Annotated in this window: 12 protein-coding genes; 8 read left to right on the forward strand and 4 right to left on the reverse strand. The window is 69.7% G+C overall.

Features of this window, described 5'->3' with window-relative positions; genetic code table 11:
• Nucleotides 1-78 precede the first annotated feature (78 nt).
• Entirely contained in the window at nt 79-1,113 is a 1,035-nt protein-coding gene (locus tag BJY18_RS30490) for a glycoside hydrolase family 113 protein (RefSeq protein WP_184783334.1), read from the forward strand.
• Here BJY18_RS30490 and BJY18_RS30495 read toward each other — a convergent pair.
• Nucleotides 1,103-3,580 carry a beta-L-arabinofuranosidase domain-containing protein gene (locus tag BJY18_RS30495; protein WP_184783335.1) on the reverse strand — a complete coding sequence of 826 codons (2,478 nt, stop codon included), beginning with the start codon at nt 3,578-3,580 and terminating at the stop codon, nt 1,103-1,105. The genes BJY18_RS30490 and BJY18_RS30495 overlap by 11 nt on opposite strands.
• Nucleotides 3,581-4,270: 690 nt before the next feature.
• Between BJY18_RS30495 and BJY18_RS30500 the strand changes: the two genes are divergently transcribed.
• Genes BJY18_RS30500 through BJY18_RS30515 form a run of 4 tightly spaced genes read left to right on the forward strand, consistent with a single transcriptional unit; the run spans nt 4,271 to nt 9,086 of the window.
• The gene (locus tag BJY18_RS30500) at nt 4,271-5,248 is read left to right on the forward strand and encodes an ornithine cyclodeaminase (protein ID WP_184783336.1); all 978 of its coding nucleotides are present in this window, start codon (nt 4,271-4,273) and stop codon (nt 5,246-5,248) included.
• Entirely contained in the window at nt 5,239-6,582 is a 1,344-nt protein-coding gene (locus tag BJY18_RS30505; protein ID WP_184783337.1) for a Y4yA family PLP-dependent enzyme, read from the forward strand. Before BJY18_RS30500 ends, BJY18_RS30505 begins: the two co-directional genes overlap by 10 nt.
• Nucleotides 6,583-6,609: 27 nt before the next feature.
• On the forward strand, nt 6,610-7,683 hold the full coding sequence (locus BJY18_RS30510; protein ID WP_184783338.1) for a PLP-dependent cysteine synthase family protein: 1,074 nt from the start codon (nt 6,610-6,612) through the stop codon (nt 7,681-7,683).
• Nucleotides 7,680-9,086, forward strand: a complete 1,407-nt coding sequence (locus BJY18_RS30515) for an MATE family efflux transporter (RefSeq protein ID WP_184783339.1) — start codon at nt 7,680-7,682, stop codon at nt 9,084-9,086. Before BJY18_RS30510 ends, BJY18_RS30515 begins: the two co-directional genes overlap by 4 nt.
• 23 nt (nt 9,087-9,109) lie before the next feature.
• On the opposite strand, the gene BJY18_RS30520 is transcribed toward BJY18_RS30515, so the two are convergent.
• Both BJY18_RS30520 and BJY18_RS30525 read right to left on the reverse strand, forming a co-directional pair.
• Nucleotides 9,110-10,483, reverse strand: a complete 1,374-nt coding sequence (locus BJY18_RS30520) for a DHA2 family efflux MFS transporter permease subunit (RefSeq protein ID WP_184783340.1) — start codon at nt 10,481-10,483, stop codon at nt 9,110-9,112.
• Between the two features lie 281 nt (nt 10,484-10,764).
• On the reverse strand, nt 10,765-12,000 hold the full coding sequence (locus BJY18_RS30525) for an MFS transporter (protein ID WP_184783341.1): 1,236 nt from the start codon (nt 11,998-12,000) through the stop codon (nt 10,765-10,767).
• 115 nt (nt 12,001-12,115) lie between these two features.
• Here BJY18_RS30525 and BJY18_RS30530 point away from each other — a divergent pair, with 115 nt between their 5' ends.
• Together BJY18_RS30530 and BJY18_RS30535 are read left to right on the forward strand one after the other, a co-directional pair.
• Nucleotides 12,116-13,048, forward strand: a complete 933-nt coding sequence (locus BJY18_RS30530; RefSeq protein WP_184783342.1) for a LysR family transcriptional regulator — start codon at nt 12,116-12,118, stop codon at nt 13,046-13,048.
• Between the two features lie 83 nt (nt 13,049-13,131).
• Nucleotides 13,132-14,670 carry a S1 family serine peptidase gene (locus BJY18_RS30535; RefSeq protein WP_184783343.1) on the forward strand — a complete coding sequence of 513 codons (1,539 nt, stop codon included), beginning with the start codon at nt 13,132-13,134 and terminating at the stop codon, nt 14,668-14,670.
• Nucleotides 14,671-14,806: 136 nt separating this feature from the next.
• On the opposite strand, the gene BJY18_RS30540 is transcribed toward BJY18_RS30535, so the two are convergent.
• A complete protein-coding gene (locus tag BJY18_RS30540) occupies nt 14,807-15,142 on the reverse strand; it encodes a winged helix-turn-helix domain-containing protein (protein WP_184783344.1) in 336 nt (111 codons plus the stop codon).
• A 123-nt stretch (nt 15,143-15,265) separates the two neighbouring features.
• Between BJY18_RS30540 and BJY18_RS30545 the strand changes: the two genes are divergently transcribed.
• The gene (locus BJY18_RS30545) at nt 15,266-15,877 is read left to right on the forward strand and encodes an FAD-dependent monooxygenase (RefSeq protein WP_184783345.1); all 612 of its coding nucleotides are present in this window, start codon (nt 15,266-15,268) and stop codon (nt 15,875-15,877) included.
• The last annotated feature ends 52 nt before the right edge of the window (nt 15,878-15,929 follow it).

The following is a 15,929-nucleotide window of genomic DNA, read 5'->3' on the forward strand; positions in this document are numbered from 1 at the left end:
GAAGAACCTGCGCAGGCGCAAACTTGCGTGCACGCAAAAAAATCCGCTAAGCTTCGTTCGAGCACGAAGGAGGAGGCCATGCGAGCCAAGGGAATGACCTACGACACCGGGTTCGTCCGCGCCGGCGGAACGTCGCGGGTGGACTTCGAGCCCGCGGTGGTCCGGCGGGAGCTGCAGATCATCCGGGACGATCTGCACTGCACGGCGGTCCAGATCATCGGCGGGGACGCCGACCGGCTCGAGCTCGCCGCCCGGAGCGCCGCCGAGCTGGGGCTGGAGGTCTGGTTCTCGCCGTATCCGCTGGAGCTCGCTCAGGACGAGATCCTCGCGTTGTTCGCCGACTGCGCGGCGCGCGCCGAACGGATCCGCGCCGGTGGGGCGGAGGTCGTGTTCGTCGCCGGGGTCGAGCTGAGCGTGATGAACCGCGGATTCCTGCCGGGCGCGGACGTGCAGGAGCGGGTCGCGCGGCTGGTGAGCGACCCGGAAGGGCGGGCCGAGCGGATTGCCGAGGTGAGTGCCCGCCTCGATGACTTCCTCGGAAAAGCCGTGTCCGAGATCCGCGCGCACTTCCGCGGCAAACTCACTTACGGCGCGATCCCGTTCGAGCGGATCGACTGGACGCCGTTCGATTTCGTCTCGCTGGAGCTGATCCGCTCCGCGGAGGTGGCCGACCAGTACCGGGCCGGAGTGCGGGACCTGGTGGCGCAGGGCAAACCGGTCGCGATCACCGGCTTCGGCTGTCCGGCCTGGAAAGGGGCGCCGGACGTGGCGCCGCGGGCGATGGAGATCGTCGAGTACGACCCGGTGACCGGTGAGCCGGCCCGACTGGACGGCGTCTACGAGCGGGACGAGGCCGGTCAGGCCGGATACCTGAGCGAGCTACTGCAGATCCACGCCGAAGAAGGGGTCGACAGCGCGTTCGTGTTCCTTTTCGCACTCCACGATTTCCCGCACCGGCCCGACGGAAACCCGCGCGAAGACTTGGATCTCGCCGGACCGGGCATCGTGAAGGTCTTCGAGGACCGCTTCGGCACCACTTACCCGGACCTGCGCTGGGAGCCGAAGGCGGCCTTCGCCGCGGTCGCGGAACGCTACCGCGAACTCACTGCGTGAAGGACATTTCCAGGATCCCGCCGGAAAAGCCGTCCTGAAGCGCTGCTTCGATCCGGAAGCACTGCGCCTGCACCGGGTCGAAGCGGACCACGTTGGGCCGGTCGCGGTCCGTCCCACAAGGACCGGCGCCGGTCACTGGCCGCCACGTTTCCCCGTCCAGCCACAGTATCTGCCAGGACGCCGGGATGCGGCACTCGCCCACGCCGGTGTCGTCGAACCAGTACACCGACGCCTGTCCTATGGTCTGGACGGCGCGGAGATCCTGTTCGATCCACTCGGTTCCGCCGCGATGGTCCCACCAGGTGAACCGCGGAATCGACTGATCGCCCGAATCGGTCGGCGTCCGTCCATCGTAGACCGCTTCGTAGGAGTCGCTGTCTCCGATGTGCGAGGCACGTACGAGCGGCAGCCGTCGCCACTGGTTTCCGCCGTCGCCGTCCACTGTGGTGGGAAACGTCGTGATGCGCAGCCGGGCGGCGCCCATCGGAAGGAGGGTGACGGTCTCGACCGCGGAATCGGAGCGTGCGGGACTCGCTTGCAGCAGGCCGACGACGTCCTCGCTGTCGGCCTCCCATTCCGGGATCCGCTTGGCCTGCGCGGTCAGCCGCACTGGCGCACCTTCGTGGGTGAACGGATCGCCGTCGCCGACCGGCTTCTCACTGAGCGTGAATCCGGTGCCGCTCAGCAGCCCATAGTTCCACGGTGAAGTGGGGTGTACCGCGAGTGCGGGCCACTGTTCGGTGCCGCCGACCTGTTCGGTTTCCTCGCCGATTTCCAGTGAGTAGGTGATCGGCCCGCGATCGACCGAAACGGCGTCGTGGTTGCCCGTCCACTGCCGGGTGGTGACCCGCATCGGCAGCTTCACCGTCACGGTGTCGCCATCCTGCCAGGTCCGGTCCACTTTGGACCAGTCGCCGGCGGTCCCCGGCACGACGGGCGCGCCGGGAGCCTGCACGGTGGCGCCGTCGGCCCAATGCGGGATTCTCAGGTACAGCGGGAAAGTGACCGGATTCGGCGTCGACACGGTGAGCCTGATCTGGTCGCCGAACGGATAGTCGGTGTCCTCGGTGACCGTGACCTCGGTGCCGTCGCCGACCTTGGCGCGCACCTCGTTCGGTGAGTACATCGAGGCCGCGAGGCCGCCGTCGCAGGTGGCCAGCCACAGTTCCTCGGTGAAGTAGGGCCAGCCCATTCCGTAGTTGTGCGGGCAGCAACGGTATTCGTGCACGCCGGGTTTGTAGGACTGCATGGCGAACGCGTTCTGGAACTGGCCGTGTTTGAGATTGTCGTCGAGCTGGATGCTGTTGGCGCTGGTGATGTAGTGCAGGCCGCGTTCCTCGGCGTCGTAGGATGCGGGCAGCAGGTTGAACGCCAGCTCCTCGCACCGGTCGGCCCACGTGGTGTCCGCGGTGAACCGGGTCAGCATTTCGAAGCTGTGCATGTACTCGACGATCCCGCAGGTTTCGAAGCCCTGGCGGGGATCGCCGAATCCGGGACGGCAGTTTTCGTCGCCGGCGAAGCCGCCACCGGCGAACTGGCCGTACTGCGCCATCACCGTGGCGTAATTGCGATAGGTCGCGTCGTGGAACCGGTCCTCGCCGGACAGCAGCCAATACTGCAGGGGCTCACGGAACCCCTGCGCGAGATTGACGTTGTGCCAGGTGGGGATTCCGGACGTGTAGTCGGCCGAGCCCTGGTGCATTTTTGTCACCAGGTCCAGCAGCCAGGAGTCACCGGTGCGGTTGTAGAGCCAGTAGACGCTGTCGATGTTGTCGCCCCAGCGGAACGCGCCCCATGACCGGTTGAACACCTCGGCCGGCTGGTTGTTCTGGAAGCCGAAGTAGCGCGTCATGAACGGCACGACCCGGTCGTCACCGGAGTACTCCTGCCACGACCGCAACGCCGACAGCAGCGGCATTCCCGGCCAGAAGTCGGGGCCGTCCTCGAGCGAGGTGCGCAGTTCGTCCGGGCCGAACCAGCCGTCAGCGGCCTGGGTGGCCATGATCCCGTGCAGCCACCGTTCGGCCTTGTCCAGCACGGCTTTGTCGCCGGTGACATATCCGAGATCGCCGAGCCCGCGCAGCCAGTACGGCAGTTCCTCCCACGCATGGTTCGCCGGGTCGACCCAGCCGTTGCCCTCGTAGACCAGGAAATCGGAGATCTCGTCGTAGCGCCCGGAGAGGCCGTGCACCTGCAGGTCGAGGTGCTTGCTGAGCCAGCCGCGCGGCCGCACCGCGCCGGGCGGGAGCTTCTGGAACGGCACTGGGCGCAGTGGATCGCGGTTCGGCGTGTACAGCCCGCCGCGAGCCGGATCCGGCCCCCCTGCCCGCGGTTTCGCGGAGGCCGTGCCGTTCAGCGCGGGCAACGCGAGCGCGGCGCCGGCAAGCGCCAGCCCACCGAGAAAACGGCGCCGGCCGAGGATCGGCTGCCGACCGAACGCGGGACGGGGTGCGGGCTCTCGGCTCATGCGGACCTCGATGTCTCCGGCGGGAACTCACCGTCAATGCTTCAACTCCGAACGGAAGAAGTCAACAACGAACACCCGAGCGATCCTTCGTAGTGCCCCCTTTCGCGGAGAGCTGGCCGGTGCAGGCCGCGATCACCCGGGCGGCGCACGACTTTCGTCGCGTCGGCGCGCCGAGGGTCGGCGCTGTTCGGTTCTGTTCGATTCGGGCCGGTGCCGGTGCCGGTGCCGGTGCCGGTGCCGGTGCTGGAGCTGGGGCCGGTGCCGGAGCTGGGGCCGAGAATGGGCCGGAGCTGGGGCCGAGGTTCGCGGGCGACCGGGAGCGGGTGCGCGGGCGACTGGAGCGGGGTGCGGGTGCGCGGGCGGCCGGAGCCGCACTCTTCTGTGGGCGTGATCACCACCTCGATCCGAATGGTTTTCGTCTTCAGTGCAAGTGTGCACGTAGTGCCGGTGAATGCTCGAAAATGCATGACCGAATGGGACTTAGGGTAGCCTTGCTCGCGCTGGTCGTCGGTGTTAGCGTACGGCCCAGCCGCACGGCGGGCGCAATTGCGGAAAGGGCGATCCGGCGCCGTACGAAGACGTATGCCGGCCCCTTTGTTTCTCGTCCGTGAAACCCGAACCGAGGCACGCCACCACGACGCGAACTCCATTCCAGCACTGCTCTCTTCAGTCGGATTGCGAGAAACAGCGATGCCCACACCGGAACTGCACATCCTGACCAGGTCCGAACTGGCCGGACTGGACATCTCCCCGCAGGAGGTGATCGGCGCGGTCCGGGCCGCGTACGCCGCCTATGCGGAGGGGAAATCCCGTAACCCTGCCAAACTGATGATGCCGGTGCCCGCGGGCCGTGACGCGGTGTCGTACGCCATGCTCGGGTTCGACGGCGCGCTCGAGTACGTGGGGTTCAAGACCTCCTACCGCCAAGGGACGGACAACCCGGACAAGTACTACACGACCATCAGCCTCTACGACGACACGACCGGCCTGCCGTACGTCTTCATGGACTGCCACCGGGTCGGCGGGTCGCGGACTCCGGCGACGACCGCGTTGATCGCCGAGGAATGTGCCAGGCCCGGCGCCCGCTCGGCGTTGCTCATCGGTACCGGCCGGCAAAGCCTCAACACCCTGCCCTACCTCGTCACCAGAATGCCCCAGTTGGAAAAGCTGCGCTTCTTCGGTACCCATCCGGAAGGCATCACAGCGACCGCGGCCACGTTCGCGCAGTACTTTCCCGACCGGAAGCTGGAACAGATCGGCGACGTGCCGTCCGCGGTCGCGGAATCCGACATCGTGATCGCCGCGTCCGGCAGGGCCGCGCACCCGCCGGTCAGGACGAGCTGGCTCCCACCGGGCGGACTGCTGATCTCCGTGTCCAGCAAGGGGGTCGATTCGAGTGCGCTGGCCGAGGCCGACTACGCCCTGGCCACCAGCGAAAGCCAGCTCGGGGTGACGGGTTCGCGGTTCGACAGCGAGGACGGTGCCGCGGTGCTCGACGCGGAGTTCCCCGACGTCGTGGCGGGTCGCAAACCCGGCCGCCGTAGCGGGGACGACCGGGTGTTCGCCTTCTCGAGCGGCATGGTCATCACCGACATCCCGGTGGCGCACGCGTTGGCAGCCAAGGCGATCGACGCTGGTCTCGGTCAGAAGGTGCAGCTGTGGACCTGATCACGGCGGATGTCTCGCCGGCTGTCCCGGCGAACGAGGCGAAGTGGGCGCACGAGGCACGCGCGGACCCGCGGTTGCTGGCCGATATCGCGTATGCCGTGGGCGGGCCGTTCCACGTGTTGTTTCCTGACCAGTTCGGGGAGAACGTGCTCGCGTTGCGTGAGACGCTGAGTGCGGCAGGCGTAGACGGCACTGTCTACTTCGGCAAGAAGGCCAACAAATCGTCCTGCTGGATTCCGGAATGCGTACGTTCGGGCGCTGGAGTGGACGTGGCCAGCGAACCGGAGCTGGTGCGCGCGCTGGCCGGTGGAGTGCGCGGTGAGGACGTGGTGGTCACCGGCGCGGCGAAGAAGGACTCGCTGCTGTGGCTGGCGATCCGGCACGGAGCGCTGATCGCGGTCGACGCGCTGGACGAACTGGACCGGCTCACCGGGCTCGCTCGGCGCACCGGGCCGGCGCGGATCCAGCTGCGGGTGCGTCCGCCGAACGACCCCACCAGCCGCTTCGGTCTCGATGAGAGCGAGCTGGAGCAAGCGCTGCACCGCTGCGTGACCGCGGCCGGTGCGCTGCGCATGGAGGGCTTTTCCTTCCACCTCAGTGGATACCTCGCCCAGCCGAGGGCAGCGTTGGCGGCGGAGCTGGTGGATCGCTGCGTACGGGCCCGCACTCTCGGACTCGACGCGTCCTCGGTGGACATCGGCGGTGGTTTCGCCGTGTCCTATGTGGATGAACAGGATTGGCGCACCTATACCGGTGACCTCCCGGCGGAATGGTTCCACGCAGGCAGGAAGTTCGGCCACTTCTACCCGTACCACCAGAACCCGGCCGGAGCCGACATGCTCGCCGCGATCCTGGATACCACAGTGGACGGTGGGCTGACTCTGGCAGACAAGCTCACCTCGACCGGGACGAGGCTGCTCATGGAACCGGGCCGAGCGCTGCTCGACCGCGCGGGATTCAGCGTGTTCCGGGTGCAGGGCCTCAAACACCGCGGCGACTACGCGATCGCGACCGTCGGCGGGCTCAGCCTGAGTGTGTCCGAACAGTGGAAGAACAGCGAGTTCCTGCCTGATCCGCTGCTGTGGCCGCGGACCGGCGAGTACGCACCGATCGGCGTGTGCGTGGGCGGGGCCAGCTGCCTGGAGTACGACATGCTGAGCTGGCGCAAGATTCCGCTGCCGCGTCCGCCGCGGTCCGGGGACCTGCTCGTCTATCCCAGCACCGCCGGTTACCAGATGGACAAGAACGAATCGGAGTTCCACCAGCTGCCGTTGCCCGACCGGGTGGTGCTCGACCGCACCGCCGGCGGGTTCCGCTGGCGGCTGGACCGCTGAACCCGTCGACAAGTGAGGGACTTCGTGATGCGGCGAGGCGAGAACATCGTGGCACGGATGTCGGACCTGGTGGGCAGGACACCGTTGCTCGAAGTGTGCACCACGGCCACCGGAAGCCGGCTGCTGGTCAAACTGGAACAGTTCAATCCCACCGGATCGGCCAAGGTCCGGATGGCGCGGGAAATGATCACGTCCGCGGAACGATCCGGCGCGCTGGCGCCCGGCGGGCGCATCGTGGAACCGACGTCCGGCAACACCGGTCTCGGGCTCGCGTTGATCGCGGTGGAGCGCGGCTACCGGTTCACCGCGGTCGTCGATCACCACGCCAGCGCCGGCAAGCTGCGTGCGATGGCCGCGATGGGCGCGGACCTGGTCTACGTCGGCGAGCCCGGTACCGGCGGCCCGAGCACCGTGGTGCGACGGGCGAAAGCGGCCGAGCTCGTCGCCGAGGATCCGACCGCGTTCTGGCCGGACCAGCACAACAACCCGGCCAACCGCGTGGGCTACCGCGGCCTGGCCCGGGAGCTGCTGGCCGACCTGTTCGGCGACGTGGACCACCTGATCTGCGCGATCGGCACCGGTGGCTCGCTCTGCGGTACCGCCGCCGAGCTGCGCGCGCTGGGGTCGCGCGTCCGCACGGTGGGCGTCGAACCGAAGGGCTCGATCATCTTCGGCGGCGAACCGGGCAGGTACTGGCAGACCGGCAGCGGCAGCCCGGCAGGATTCCCGGTGGGGCGCAACGTCGATTATGCTCAGATCGACGAGGGCTGCCAGGTCGGTGACGTGCCGGCCTTCGCGACCGCCCGCGTTCTGGCGCGCAGGACCGGACTGATGATGGGAGGTTCGGCGGGAGCCGCGCTGTACGTCGCGTTGCAGCGGCTGGGCGGGCTGCCGCCGGGCAGCACTGTGGTGACTTTGGTGTGCGACGCGGGGGAGAAGTACCTCGACAGCGTGTTCGACGACGAGTGGCTGCGCGCGAAGGGCCTGTTGGCCCCCGACGTCGAGGAGGAGGTGGCAGGGCTGCTCGCCGGTCACTCCGGCGCGGTGCCGCCGCCGCGCAACGAGGATGCCGCGACCCCGGACCTGGTGGTGCACCCGTGAACCTGGCCGTGCTGACCAAGGGGTACCGCCCGCTGGTCGCCCTCGCCGCGCCGATCGCGGGCATCCAGCTCGCGCAGGTCGCGCTGACCACGACCGACCTGGCGATGATGGGCCTGCTCGGTGTGCGGGCCGTCGCCGCGGGCGGGCTTTCGATCACGCTGTACAACCAGCTTCGCACCATGTGCGTCGGCATGGTCACCTCGGTCGGCAACCAGGTCGCCGGCGCGGTGGGCCGCGCCGAGGCCCGCACCGGAGACGGCGGGCTGGACGAAAGCGGCCGGGAAGAGGTCCGGCGGATCCTCCGTGCTTCTTTCCTGGTGGCCACCGGTGTCGGCCTGGTGGCCGCACTGGCGCTTGCCGGGCTGAGTTTCGCGCTGACCTGGTTCGGGCAGCCGCCCGAGGTGCTCGCCATGGCGCGGCCGATGATGATCGCGCTGGCACCGGGGCTGATCCCGATGCTGTGGCTGAACGTGGTGCGTCAGTTCGCGGTCGGCCTGCACCGGCCGGGTTCCCTCCTGGGCATCACGATCGTGTCCATCGGGGTCAACGCCGGTCTCGACGCGGTGTTCATCTACGGGTTGTTCGGACTTCCGGTACTGGGCCTGACCGGGGTCGGGCTCGCCACCAGCTTCGTGCAGCTGTTGACGTTCCTGGCCTTCCTCGCCCTGGTCCGCCGGGACCGGCAGCTGCGGCCGCTGCTGTCGGTCAACGCGTGGCAGGCCGACCTGGACACGGTGAAGTCGGTGCTGCGCCTGGGTTTCCCGATCAGCCTCACCTACGGGTCGGAGGCCGGGATCACGTCGGTGGCCACCCTGATGATGGGTGCGTTCGGCCCCGTGACGCTGGCCGCGCACAACGTCGTCAACCAGTGCGCCTACATCGTCTACCAGCTCAACATCGGACTGTCACAGGGTTCGTCGATCTCGATCAGCCGGGCGGTCGGCAAGGGCGACCGGGCCGGAGCCGGCGAGGTCGCGCGCCGCGCGTTGACCCTCGGGCCGGCCATCATGACCGTGATCGGACTGGTCTACGTGATCGCGCCGGCTCCGGTGCTGAAGGTGTTCCTCGGCGGCGACGCGGACGCCGGCGTGCTGGCCGCGGCGAGCACGCTCTTGCTCTTCGCGATCCTGCAGCAGTACTGCAAGGGCACGCAGAACATCGGCGTCGGGCTGTTGCGCGGGCTGGGCGACACGAAGGCCGGATTCCGGATGACGCTGATCGGGTACTGGCTCATCGGCACGCCGGTGATGGTGGTGTGCGGGTACGTGCTGGGTCTGCACGGCCCCGGGATCTGGATCGGCCTGTGCGCCGGGTTCGGGGCGACCGCGGTGCTGCTGCTGCGCCGGTTCCGCAGGCAGCTGCGGCCGGAGCCGGACCTGAGCAACGTCCGGATGCTGCGGTGAGGATTCCCCACTGCAGGCGCGGCTCAGCGGTTTGCCGCCACCGGTGGGGCCACAGCGGCGCTGGTGCCCGGCAGCAGCAGAGCAGCGAGCAACGCGGCGGCCGCGGCGCAGCCGAAGGTGACCGCGAACGCCACCGCGTACCCGTGCGCGCCGTGGTCACCCGCGGCGGTGCTGATCGCGGTCAGCACCGCGACGCCTGCTGCCCCGCTCGTCTGCCGCGTGGTGTTCAGCAGCCCGGCAGCGATCCCGGCGTAACCCGGTTCGACCCCGCGGGTGGCCGCCACCGTGATCGGCGTGAACGCCAGGCCGATGCCGAACCCGACCACCGCAACCGGTATCCCGACGCCGAGCACGTACGGTGCCGCCGTCTCGGTCAGGACGGCGAGGAGCCCGAACCCGGCCGCCGCGATCAGCGAGCCGGCGACGGACGCACGCCGTAGGCCCCATCGCGGCGTGACCCGTCCGGCCAGCCGTCCGCCTGCCAGCGTGAGCACGGACGACGGCGCGAACGCCAGCCCGGCCTGCAGTGGCGAATACCCCAGCACCCCTTGCAGGTACAGGGAAAGCAGGATCGGCGTGGCGAAGAACGCCAGTCCGATGGCGAACATGGTCAGATTCGCGGCGCTGACCGTGCGCACGCGGAACAACCGCAGCGGCAGCATCGGCTCCCGGCCGCGGTGCTCCCAGCCGAGAAACGCCGACAGCAACAGGACCCCGGCCGCTCCCGGCAACCAGCTGGTCAACGCGGTGCCGGACCCGGAGATCGCGTAGACCACCAAGGTGAGCCCCGCGGTCACCAGCAGCGCTCCGGGGAGATCGAGCGGCCGCCGTGTCCCGTCGCCGTGCGGGGGCAGAGCCGGCCGGACCAGCGCCGCGGCGAGCACGACGATCGGCACGTTGATCAGGAACACCCACCGCCAGCCGGCCGCCTGCGTGAGCACACCGCCGAGCACCGTGCCGGAAGCCGCGCCCACCGCGCCGACCATGCTCCACGTGGCGAGCGCCGAGGCCCGCCTTGCCCCGTCCGGGACCACTGTGGTGATGCACGCCAAGGCCGTCGGCACCAGTAACGCGCCGCCGAGGCCTTGCACGGCGCGCGCGGCCAGCAGCAGCCAGGCGTTCGGCGCGAGACCGGCGAGCACGCTGCCGACACCGAACACCACCAGGCCGGCGTACAGCACCCGGCGCAGCCCGTAGACGTCGGCGCATCGGCCGCCCAGGAGCTGAAATCCGGCGAACACCAGCGTGTACCCGGTCACCACCCAGCCGATCCCGGCTTCGCCGAAGCCCAGTTCGCCGCGGATGCCGGGGAGCGCGACCGCCACGATCGTCGCGTCCAGAATCACTGCGAACACGCACACACAGGCCAGCACGACCACCAGCCGTTCCCCACGCATACAGCCTCCCTCGTTAGGTTAGGCGAACCTAACATGCCGGTGACGGTGCTTTCCCGAAATCTGTGGTCACAGTGCGCCGGTGGCACGGAAACGCGGCCGGCCCTCGCGGCTCAGCCTGGAGACGATCGTCGAGGCGGCCCTGGTCCGGGACCGGTCCGGCGGCGCGGACGAAGCTCTCGTGCGCCAGTACTGGTACGCCTACCGCGCGGCTGTGCTGGGGTGGGTGGCCGCCGAGCAGAATCGGCAGCACCAGCCGGCCGTCCCACCGGATTTCGAAGTGCTCACCGGGGTTCTCCCGCGTGGGACGGAACCGGGTCGGGGCGCTCACTCCAGCGGGGCAGCAGGAACGGCGTAGCCAGCAGGAGGATTCCGGCGAGCGCGATCGCCGTCCGGGTTCCGGTGAGCTGCGCCAGCACGCCCCAGATCAGAGTGAGTGCCGCGGTGGTCCCGCTGCGAGTGACCGACCACGCGGTGAGCATCCGGGCCTGCCGGTCGCGGTCGACCTCCCTCAGCCGGTGCGCTGCCATCACCGGGTTGTAGACGCCGATGCAGAGGATCAAGCCGAATTCGGTGACCATCACGACGACCAGTCCGGCCAGGCCCGGCTGGATGAACACGAGCCCCAGCGGCCAGCAGGCGCGGAGGGTGCCGAAAACGCGGAGCACGGTCCGTTCGCCGAAACGCGCGACGATCCGGCGCGATGCCCGCGCGCCGAGCAGCCCGCCGAGGCACGGGATCGCGAACGCCAGCCCGTACTGCCAGACCGGAAAACCCAGCTCCGACAACATGAGTACGGAAAGCAACGGCTCGGTGGCCATGATCAGCGCGTTGACGCCCACGGTGTTCAGGAACAACCGGCGCAGCGTCCGGTGACCGAGGAGATGACGCCAGCCGTCCGCAAGGTCGCTCCACCGCCGCGGGGCCGCCGGTTTCGGCGCCGGAGGCTGCTCCGGCTCCCGGATCGCGGTGATGCCCAGTGCGGAGAGCAGATAGCTCGCCGCGTCGAGCACGACGGTGGCGACGGGTCCGAGCAGCCCGATGACCGCGCCCCCGAGCGGCGGGCCGAGGACGGTGGCCGACCACGTGGTGGATTCGAACCGGCTGGTCGCGGCGAGGAGCAGCTCGTCCGGTACGACGGTCTTGAGGTAGGCGCCGCTGGCGGCGGTGAACGCGATCTTCGCCGCCGCGGCGACCACGGACACCACCAGCAGCTGGGCGAAGGACAGCACGTCCAGCCAGTAGGCGAACGGGATCGTCGCCATGGCGGCGAAGCGGACCACGTCCATGGTGATCAGGACCGGTCGTTTCGCCCGGAACTCCATCCACGGCCCGAGCGGGACCGCGAGCAGAGCGCCGATCGCGAGCCCGGCCGCGGACAGCGCCGCCACCCCGGCCGAACCGGCGTGCAGGATCTCGATGGCAATCACCGAGAACGCGCCGAACCCGAGCCCCGTGCCGTAGGCGCTGACCGCGTACGCCGTCCACAGCCACCCGAAAGTCCGCCCCAGCTTCGCCATGCGTCGTTCCCCTCACCGTCCCGCCGGGAAGTGAACCCGGTTCGCCGGCCCTGGCACCAACAACGGCTCGAACGGCGTGCCACAACCGGCTGTTGTGCGAGTAGGTTCGACGGTCGTGGAGCTCGATGCGGTGCGGACCTTCGTCGCGGTCGCCGAGGCCGGGCAGTTCCAGGCCGCGGCCGACGAGCTGGGCATCACGCAGCAGGCCGCTTCGAAACGGGTGGCCTCCCTGGAGCGGCAGTTGGGCGCGCGGTTGTTCGCGCGGGTCGCCCGCGGGGTCCGGCTGTCGGTCGACGGGCAGGCGCTGCTGCCGCACGCGCGGGAGCTCCTGCGTGCTGCCGAACGCGCCGTCGCGGCCGTGACGCCGGGGCGGCGGGCGCTGCGGATCGACGTGGTCAACCGCCGGATCACGCCGGCCAACGTGCTGTATGCGTTCTACCGGCAGCGTCCGGGCATCGAGCTGGACGTCGTCACGCTGACCGGTCTGGACTCGGCGGCGGTGCTGGCCGAGGTGGGTGCCGGGGCGCTGGACGCGACTTTCCGCTCGCTGCGCGATTCCGCGGGCGCTGTTCCCCGCGGGCTGGCCGCGGCCAGGGTGATCGACGAACGGCACGAGGTGCTGGTCGGTCCCCGGCATCCGCTGGCCGACGCGTCCGAGGTGACCCCGGCCGAGCTCGCCGGGCACCCGCTCTGGATGCCCGGCCTCACCGAGGTCGAGCCGCGCGGCTACTACGCGGACCTGGCGGAGGCGTTCGGGCTGACGATCGACACGCTCGGACCGAGCTTCGGCGTCGAGGCGATGCTCGCCGAACTCGCCGGCTCCGACCGGCTGGCCACCTTCGTCGGCGACGGTTCGCGCTACCTCTGGCCGGAAAGCTACGACCTGCGGCGGATCCCGGTCGTCGATCCGGTGCCGGTGTATCCGCTGTCGGTGATCTGGCGGGCGGGCAACCCGCATCCGCTGCTGGCCGGGTTCCTCGAGTACCTGGACGCGCGCTACCGAGCCCGCCCCGGTGGCGACGTCTGGGTGCCGGGCTGGGCGCGCTGAAGGCTTCCGCGAGTGGAACGTTGTGACGGAACTGTCACACAGTCATCGAGGTCCGGAGCCATTGCCGAGCCACGCTGAGGCGCATGCGAAAGCGATCTTTGGTGCTGGCCGGGCTGTGTGTGCCGGTCCTCGCGGCGGCCGGGGCGCTGCCCGCACAGGCCATCATCGGCGGGCACGAATCGAACGCGGCCTATTCGTTCATGGGCTCGTTCCAGCCGGACTATCCGGCGCCGCCGCGGGCGGACGGACATGGGTGCGGGGTGGAAGTCCTTGCACCGCAATGGGTGCTCACCGCCAGTCATTGCGCCGGGAAGAATCCCACCAACGCGCGCAACGGCGTTCCGCAGGGCTGGAAGGTGCGGGTCGGTTCACTGGACACCACCTCCGGTGGCGAGGTCGCCGAAGTCGACCACTACTACCGGCTGGCAACGAGTCAGGACGAAGGTGGCTTCTGGGGCAAGGACGTGGCGCTGCTGCACCTGAGTACGCCGGTCCGGGCCGAGCCGGTGCGGATCGCGTCGGCCACGCCCGAGCCGGGTTCGCCGGTGCGGATGCTCGGCTGGGGCATGACCTGCGACGGCCCGGACTGCTACCCGACCCGGCTGCACGAGGCGGACTCCGAGGTCCAGCCGGTTGCCGAGTGTCCTTCGGTTTCGGCGGCGAACGAGCTGTGCATCGGCAGCCGGGACGGCAGTGTCGCCGCGGCGAACATGGACTCCGGCGGACCGGCGCTGGTCCGCGACAATGCCGGATGGGCGGTGGCGGGTGTGGTCACCGGCCCCGGCGGCGGCACCGACGACCCGACGATCTACACCGACGTCACCCCGCACGCGGACTGGATCAACGGCATCATCGACGGCACCGCGGTTCCGCCCGACGACGTGATCCCGAACGTTGAAGGAGCGGTGGACCTGAACGCCTGCGTGGGCTCGGTGATCCGCACGCCGGACTCCCGGCCCGAGGACCCGGCGCTGATGCTGACGAACGGGCATTGCGTCGAGGGCCAGCGCCCCGCACCGGGCGCCGCCGTCCTCGACCAGCCCGCCGACCGTCCGGTGCCGATCGCCGACCGGCAGGGCTATCCGCGGGTCACCGCCCGGGCGAACCGGCTCCTGTACGCGACCATGACCGGTACCGACATCGCGCTCTACCGGCTGGACCAGACCTACGGCGGGCTGGCCGCCGCCGGAGCGAAGGTCTTCCAGCTGGCCACCACGCCGGTACGGCCGGGCGATCCGCTGTCCATGGCCTACCCCAGCAAACGTTTCTCCTGCACCGCGGAAGCGGTGGTTCCGCACTTGCGTGAGGGCGGGTACGACCAGCACGACTCGATTCGCTACGCGACCACGCCGGACTGCGATCCCTGGCCGGGCACGTCCGGAGCTGCCCTGCTGACCGCGGACGGCAACACCGTGGCCGGGATCCACAACACGCACAACGTGGACGGTGCCCAGTGCACCGACGACAACCCGTGCGAGGTCGCTCCGGACGGGACGGTCACCGCGGTCAAGGGCCGTGCCTACGGTCAGCAGGTCGCCGGGATCGCCGCCTGCCTCGGCGATGGGTCCACTGTGGACCTCAGCCGACCGGGTTGCGCGCTCACCGGGGCGAAATCTCGCTGATGACGGACGGCGGCGGTCACTCTTCGAAGTGGCCGCCGCACGTCCACCGGTCACCCCGGGGCGGGCCGGCATCGCCTTCAGCGAAGAACTGCATGATCGGAAAAGTCAGGGTCCGCCCAGCACCGCGGCGCCGTCTTCACCGACCGGTGGTCCGGTCCAGCAGCTCCGCGTCCAGGAGCGCGAGCAGCCCCGGGAACCGGTGCTCGACATCCGCGCGGCGAAGGCGGATGCCCTTGCGGTTGCCGTAGTCGACCTCGTGGATGAGCCCCGCCTCGCGCAGCACCCGGAAGTGGTGGGTCTGGGTCTGTTTCGAGATCGGGAGGTCGAACGAGTTGCAGCCCCGTTCGCTGTCGCTCGGGTCGGCGGCCAGCTCGGCCATCACGACACGGCGGTGCTCGTCGCCGAGGGCGCGGAACACCGTACCCAGATCGAGCGCGTCGGCTTCCGGGCCGACCAGGTTCCTCCCGGCCATACGGCGACACCTCCTGTAGGTACGTCTTGCATCGTACCTGGGAACGGTGTTTCCTGAGGTACGAAATCGGTCGTACCTGGCCGTGAGTGTGGTCCGATCGCCGTCGCCGGGAGAGGTCATGTCATGAAGAAGCCCGAGGTGCTGGTCGTCGGGGCGGGAATCGCCGGCCCGGCAGTCGCGTACTGGCTCTCCCGGCTGGGATACCGGCCGACCGTGGTCGAGCAGGCTCGGCAGCTGCGCTCCGGCGGCAGCCCGATCGTGGTGAAAGGGCCCGCGATCCCGGTCGCCGAGCGGATGGACATCCTCCCGAAGCTGCGTGACCTCGCCACTCGTGCCCGGTCGCTGACCCTCCTCGCCCCCGACGGGAGCCAGATCCTGCGGCTTCCGCTGACCTCGGACACCGCGCCCACGGTCGTGCTGCTCGGCGACGCCGCAGCGGCGACCGCCCTGCTGGGCGACGGGTCCAGCATGGCGATGGCGGGCGCCCACGCCCTCGCCATGGAGCTTGCCGCGTACCCCGGCGACCACTCGCGCGCGTTCGCCGCCTATGAAGCGAGGATCCGCAGGGAAGTCGACCCGCGGCAGCGTCGCGTCGGGATCGTCTCCCGGCTCCTGGTGCCGCGCACCCGGCCGGGCCTCGCGACGCGCAACGCCGTCGGGCGCATCATCGGCCGAACGAGCGGGACGGGTGTCCGGGAGACCGTTGAACATCTGGGCGGAGAACAGCTGAGGTGAAAACGTACTTCGGCGGCGACGCGAGAACGCGTCGCCGCCGAAGTACGTGCTG

It is taken from the genome of Amycolatopsis jiangsuensis (assembly GCF_014204865.1).
GTDB classification, from domain to species: Bacteria; Actinomycetota; Actinomycetes; order Mycobacteriales; family Pseudonocardiaceae; genus Amycolatopsis; species Amycolatopsis jiangsuensis.

Coding starts and splice junctions, on each gene's coding strand:
- BJY18_RS30520 (WP_184783340.1), bottom strand. CDS start 10,483: ATGCGTGGGGAACGGCTGGTGGTCGTGCTGGCCTGTGTGTGCGTGTTC.
- BJY18_RS30500 (WP_184783336.1), top strand. CDS start 4,271: ATGCCCACACCGGAACTGCACATCCTGACCAGGTCCGAACTGGCCGGA.
- BJY18_RS30510 (WP_184783338.1), top strand. CDS start 6,610: ATGCGGCGAGGCGAGAACATCGTGGCACGGATGTCGGACCTGGTGGGC.
- BJY18_RS30540 (WP_184783344.1), bottom strand. CDS start 15,142: ATGGCCGGGAGGAACCTGGTCGGCCCGGAAGCCGACGCGCTCGATCTG.
- BJY18_RS30545 (WP_184783345.1), top strand. CDS start 15,266: ATGAAGAAGCCCGAGGTGCTGGTCGTCGGGGCGGGAATCGCCGGCCCG.
- BJY18_RS30525 (WP_184783341.1), bottom strand. CDS start 12,000: ATGGCGAAGCTGGGGCGGACTTTCGGGTGGCTGTGGACGGCGTACGCG.
- BJY18_RS30495 (WP_184783335.1), bottom strand. CDS start 3,580: ATGAGCCGAGAGCCCGCACCCCGTCCCGCGTTCGGTCGGCAGCCGATC.
- BJY18_RS30535 (WP_184783343.1), top strand. CDS start 13,132: ATGCGAAAGCGATCTTTGGTGCTGGCCGGGCTGTGTGTGCCGGTCCTC.
- BJY18_RS30490 (WP_184783334.1), top strand. CDS start 79: ATGCGAGCCAAGGGAATGACCTACGACACCGGGTTCGTCCGCGCCGGC.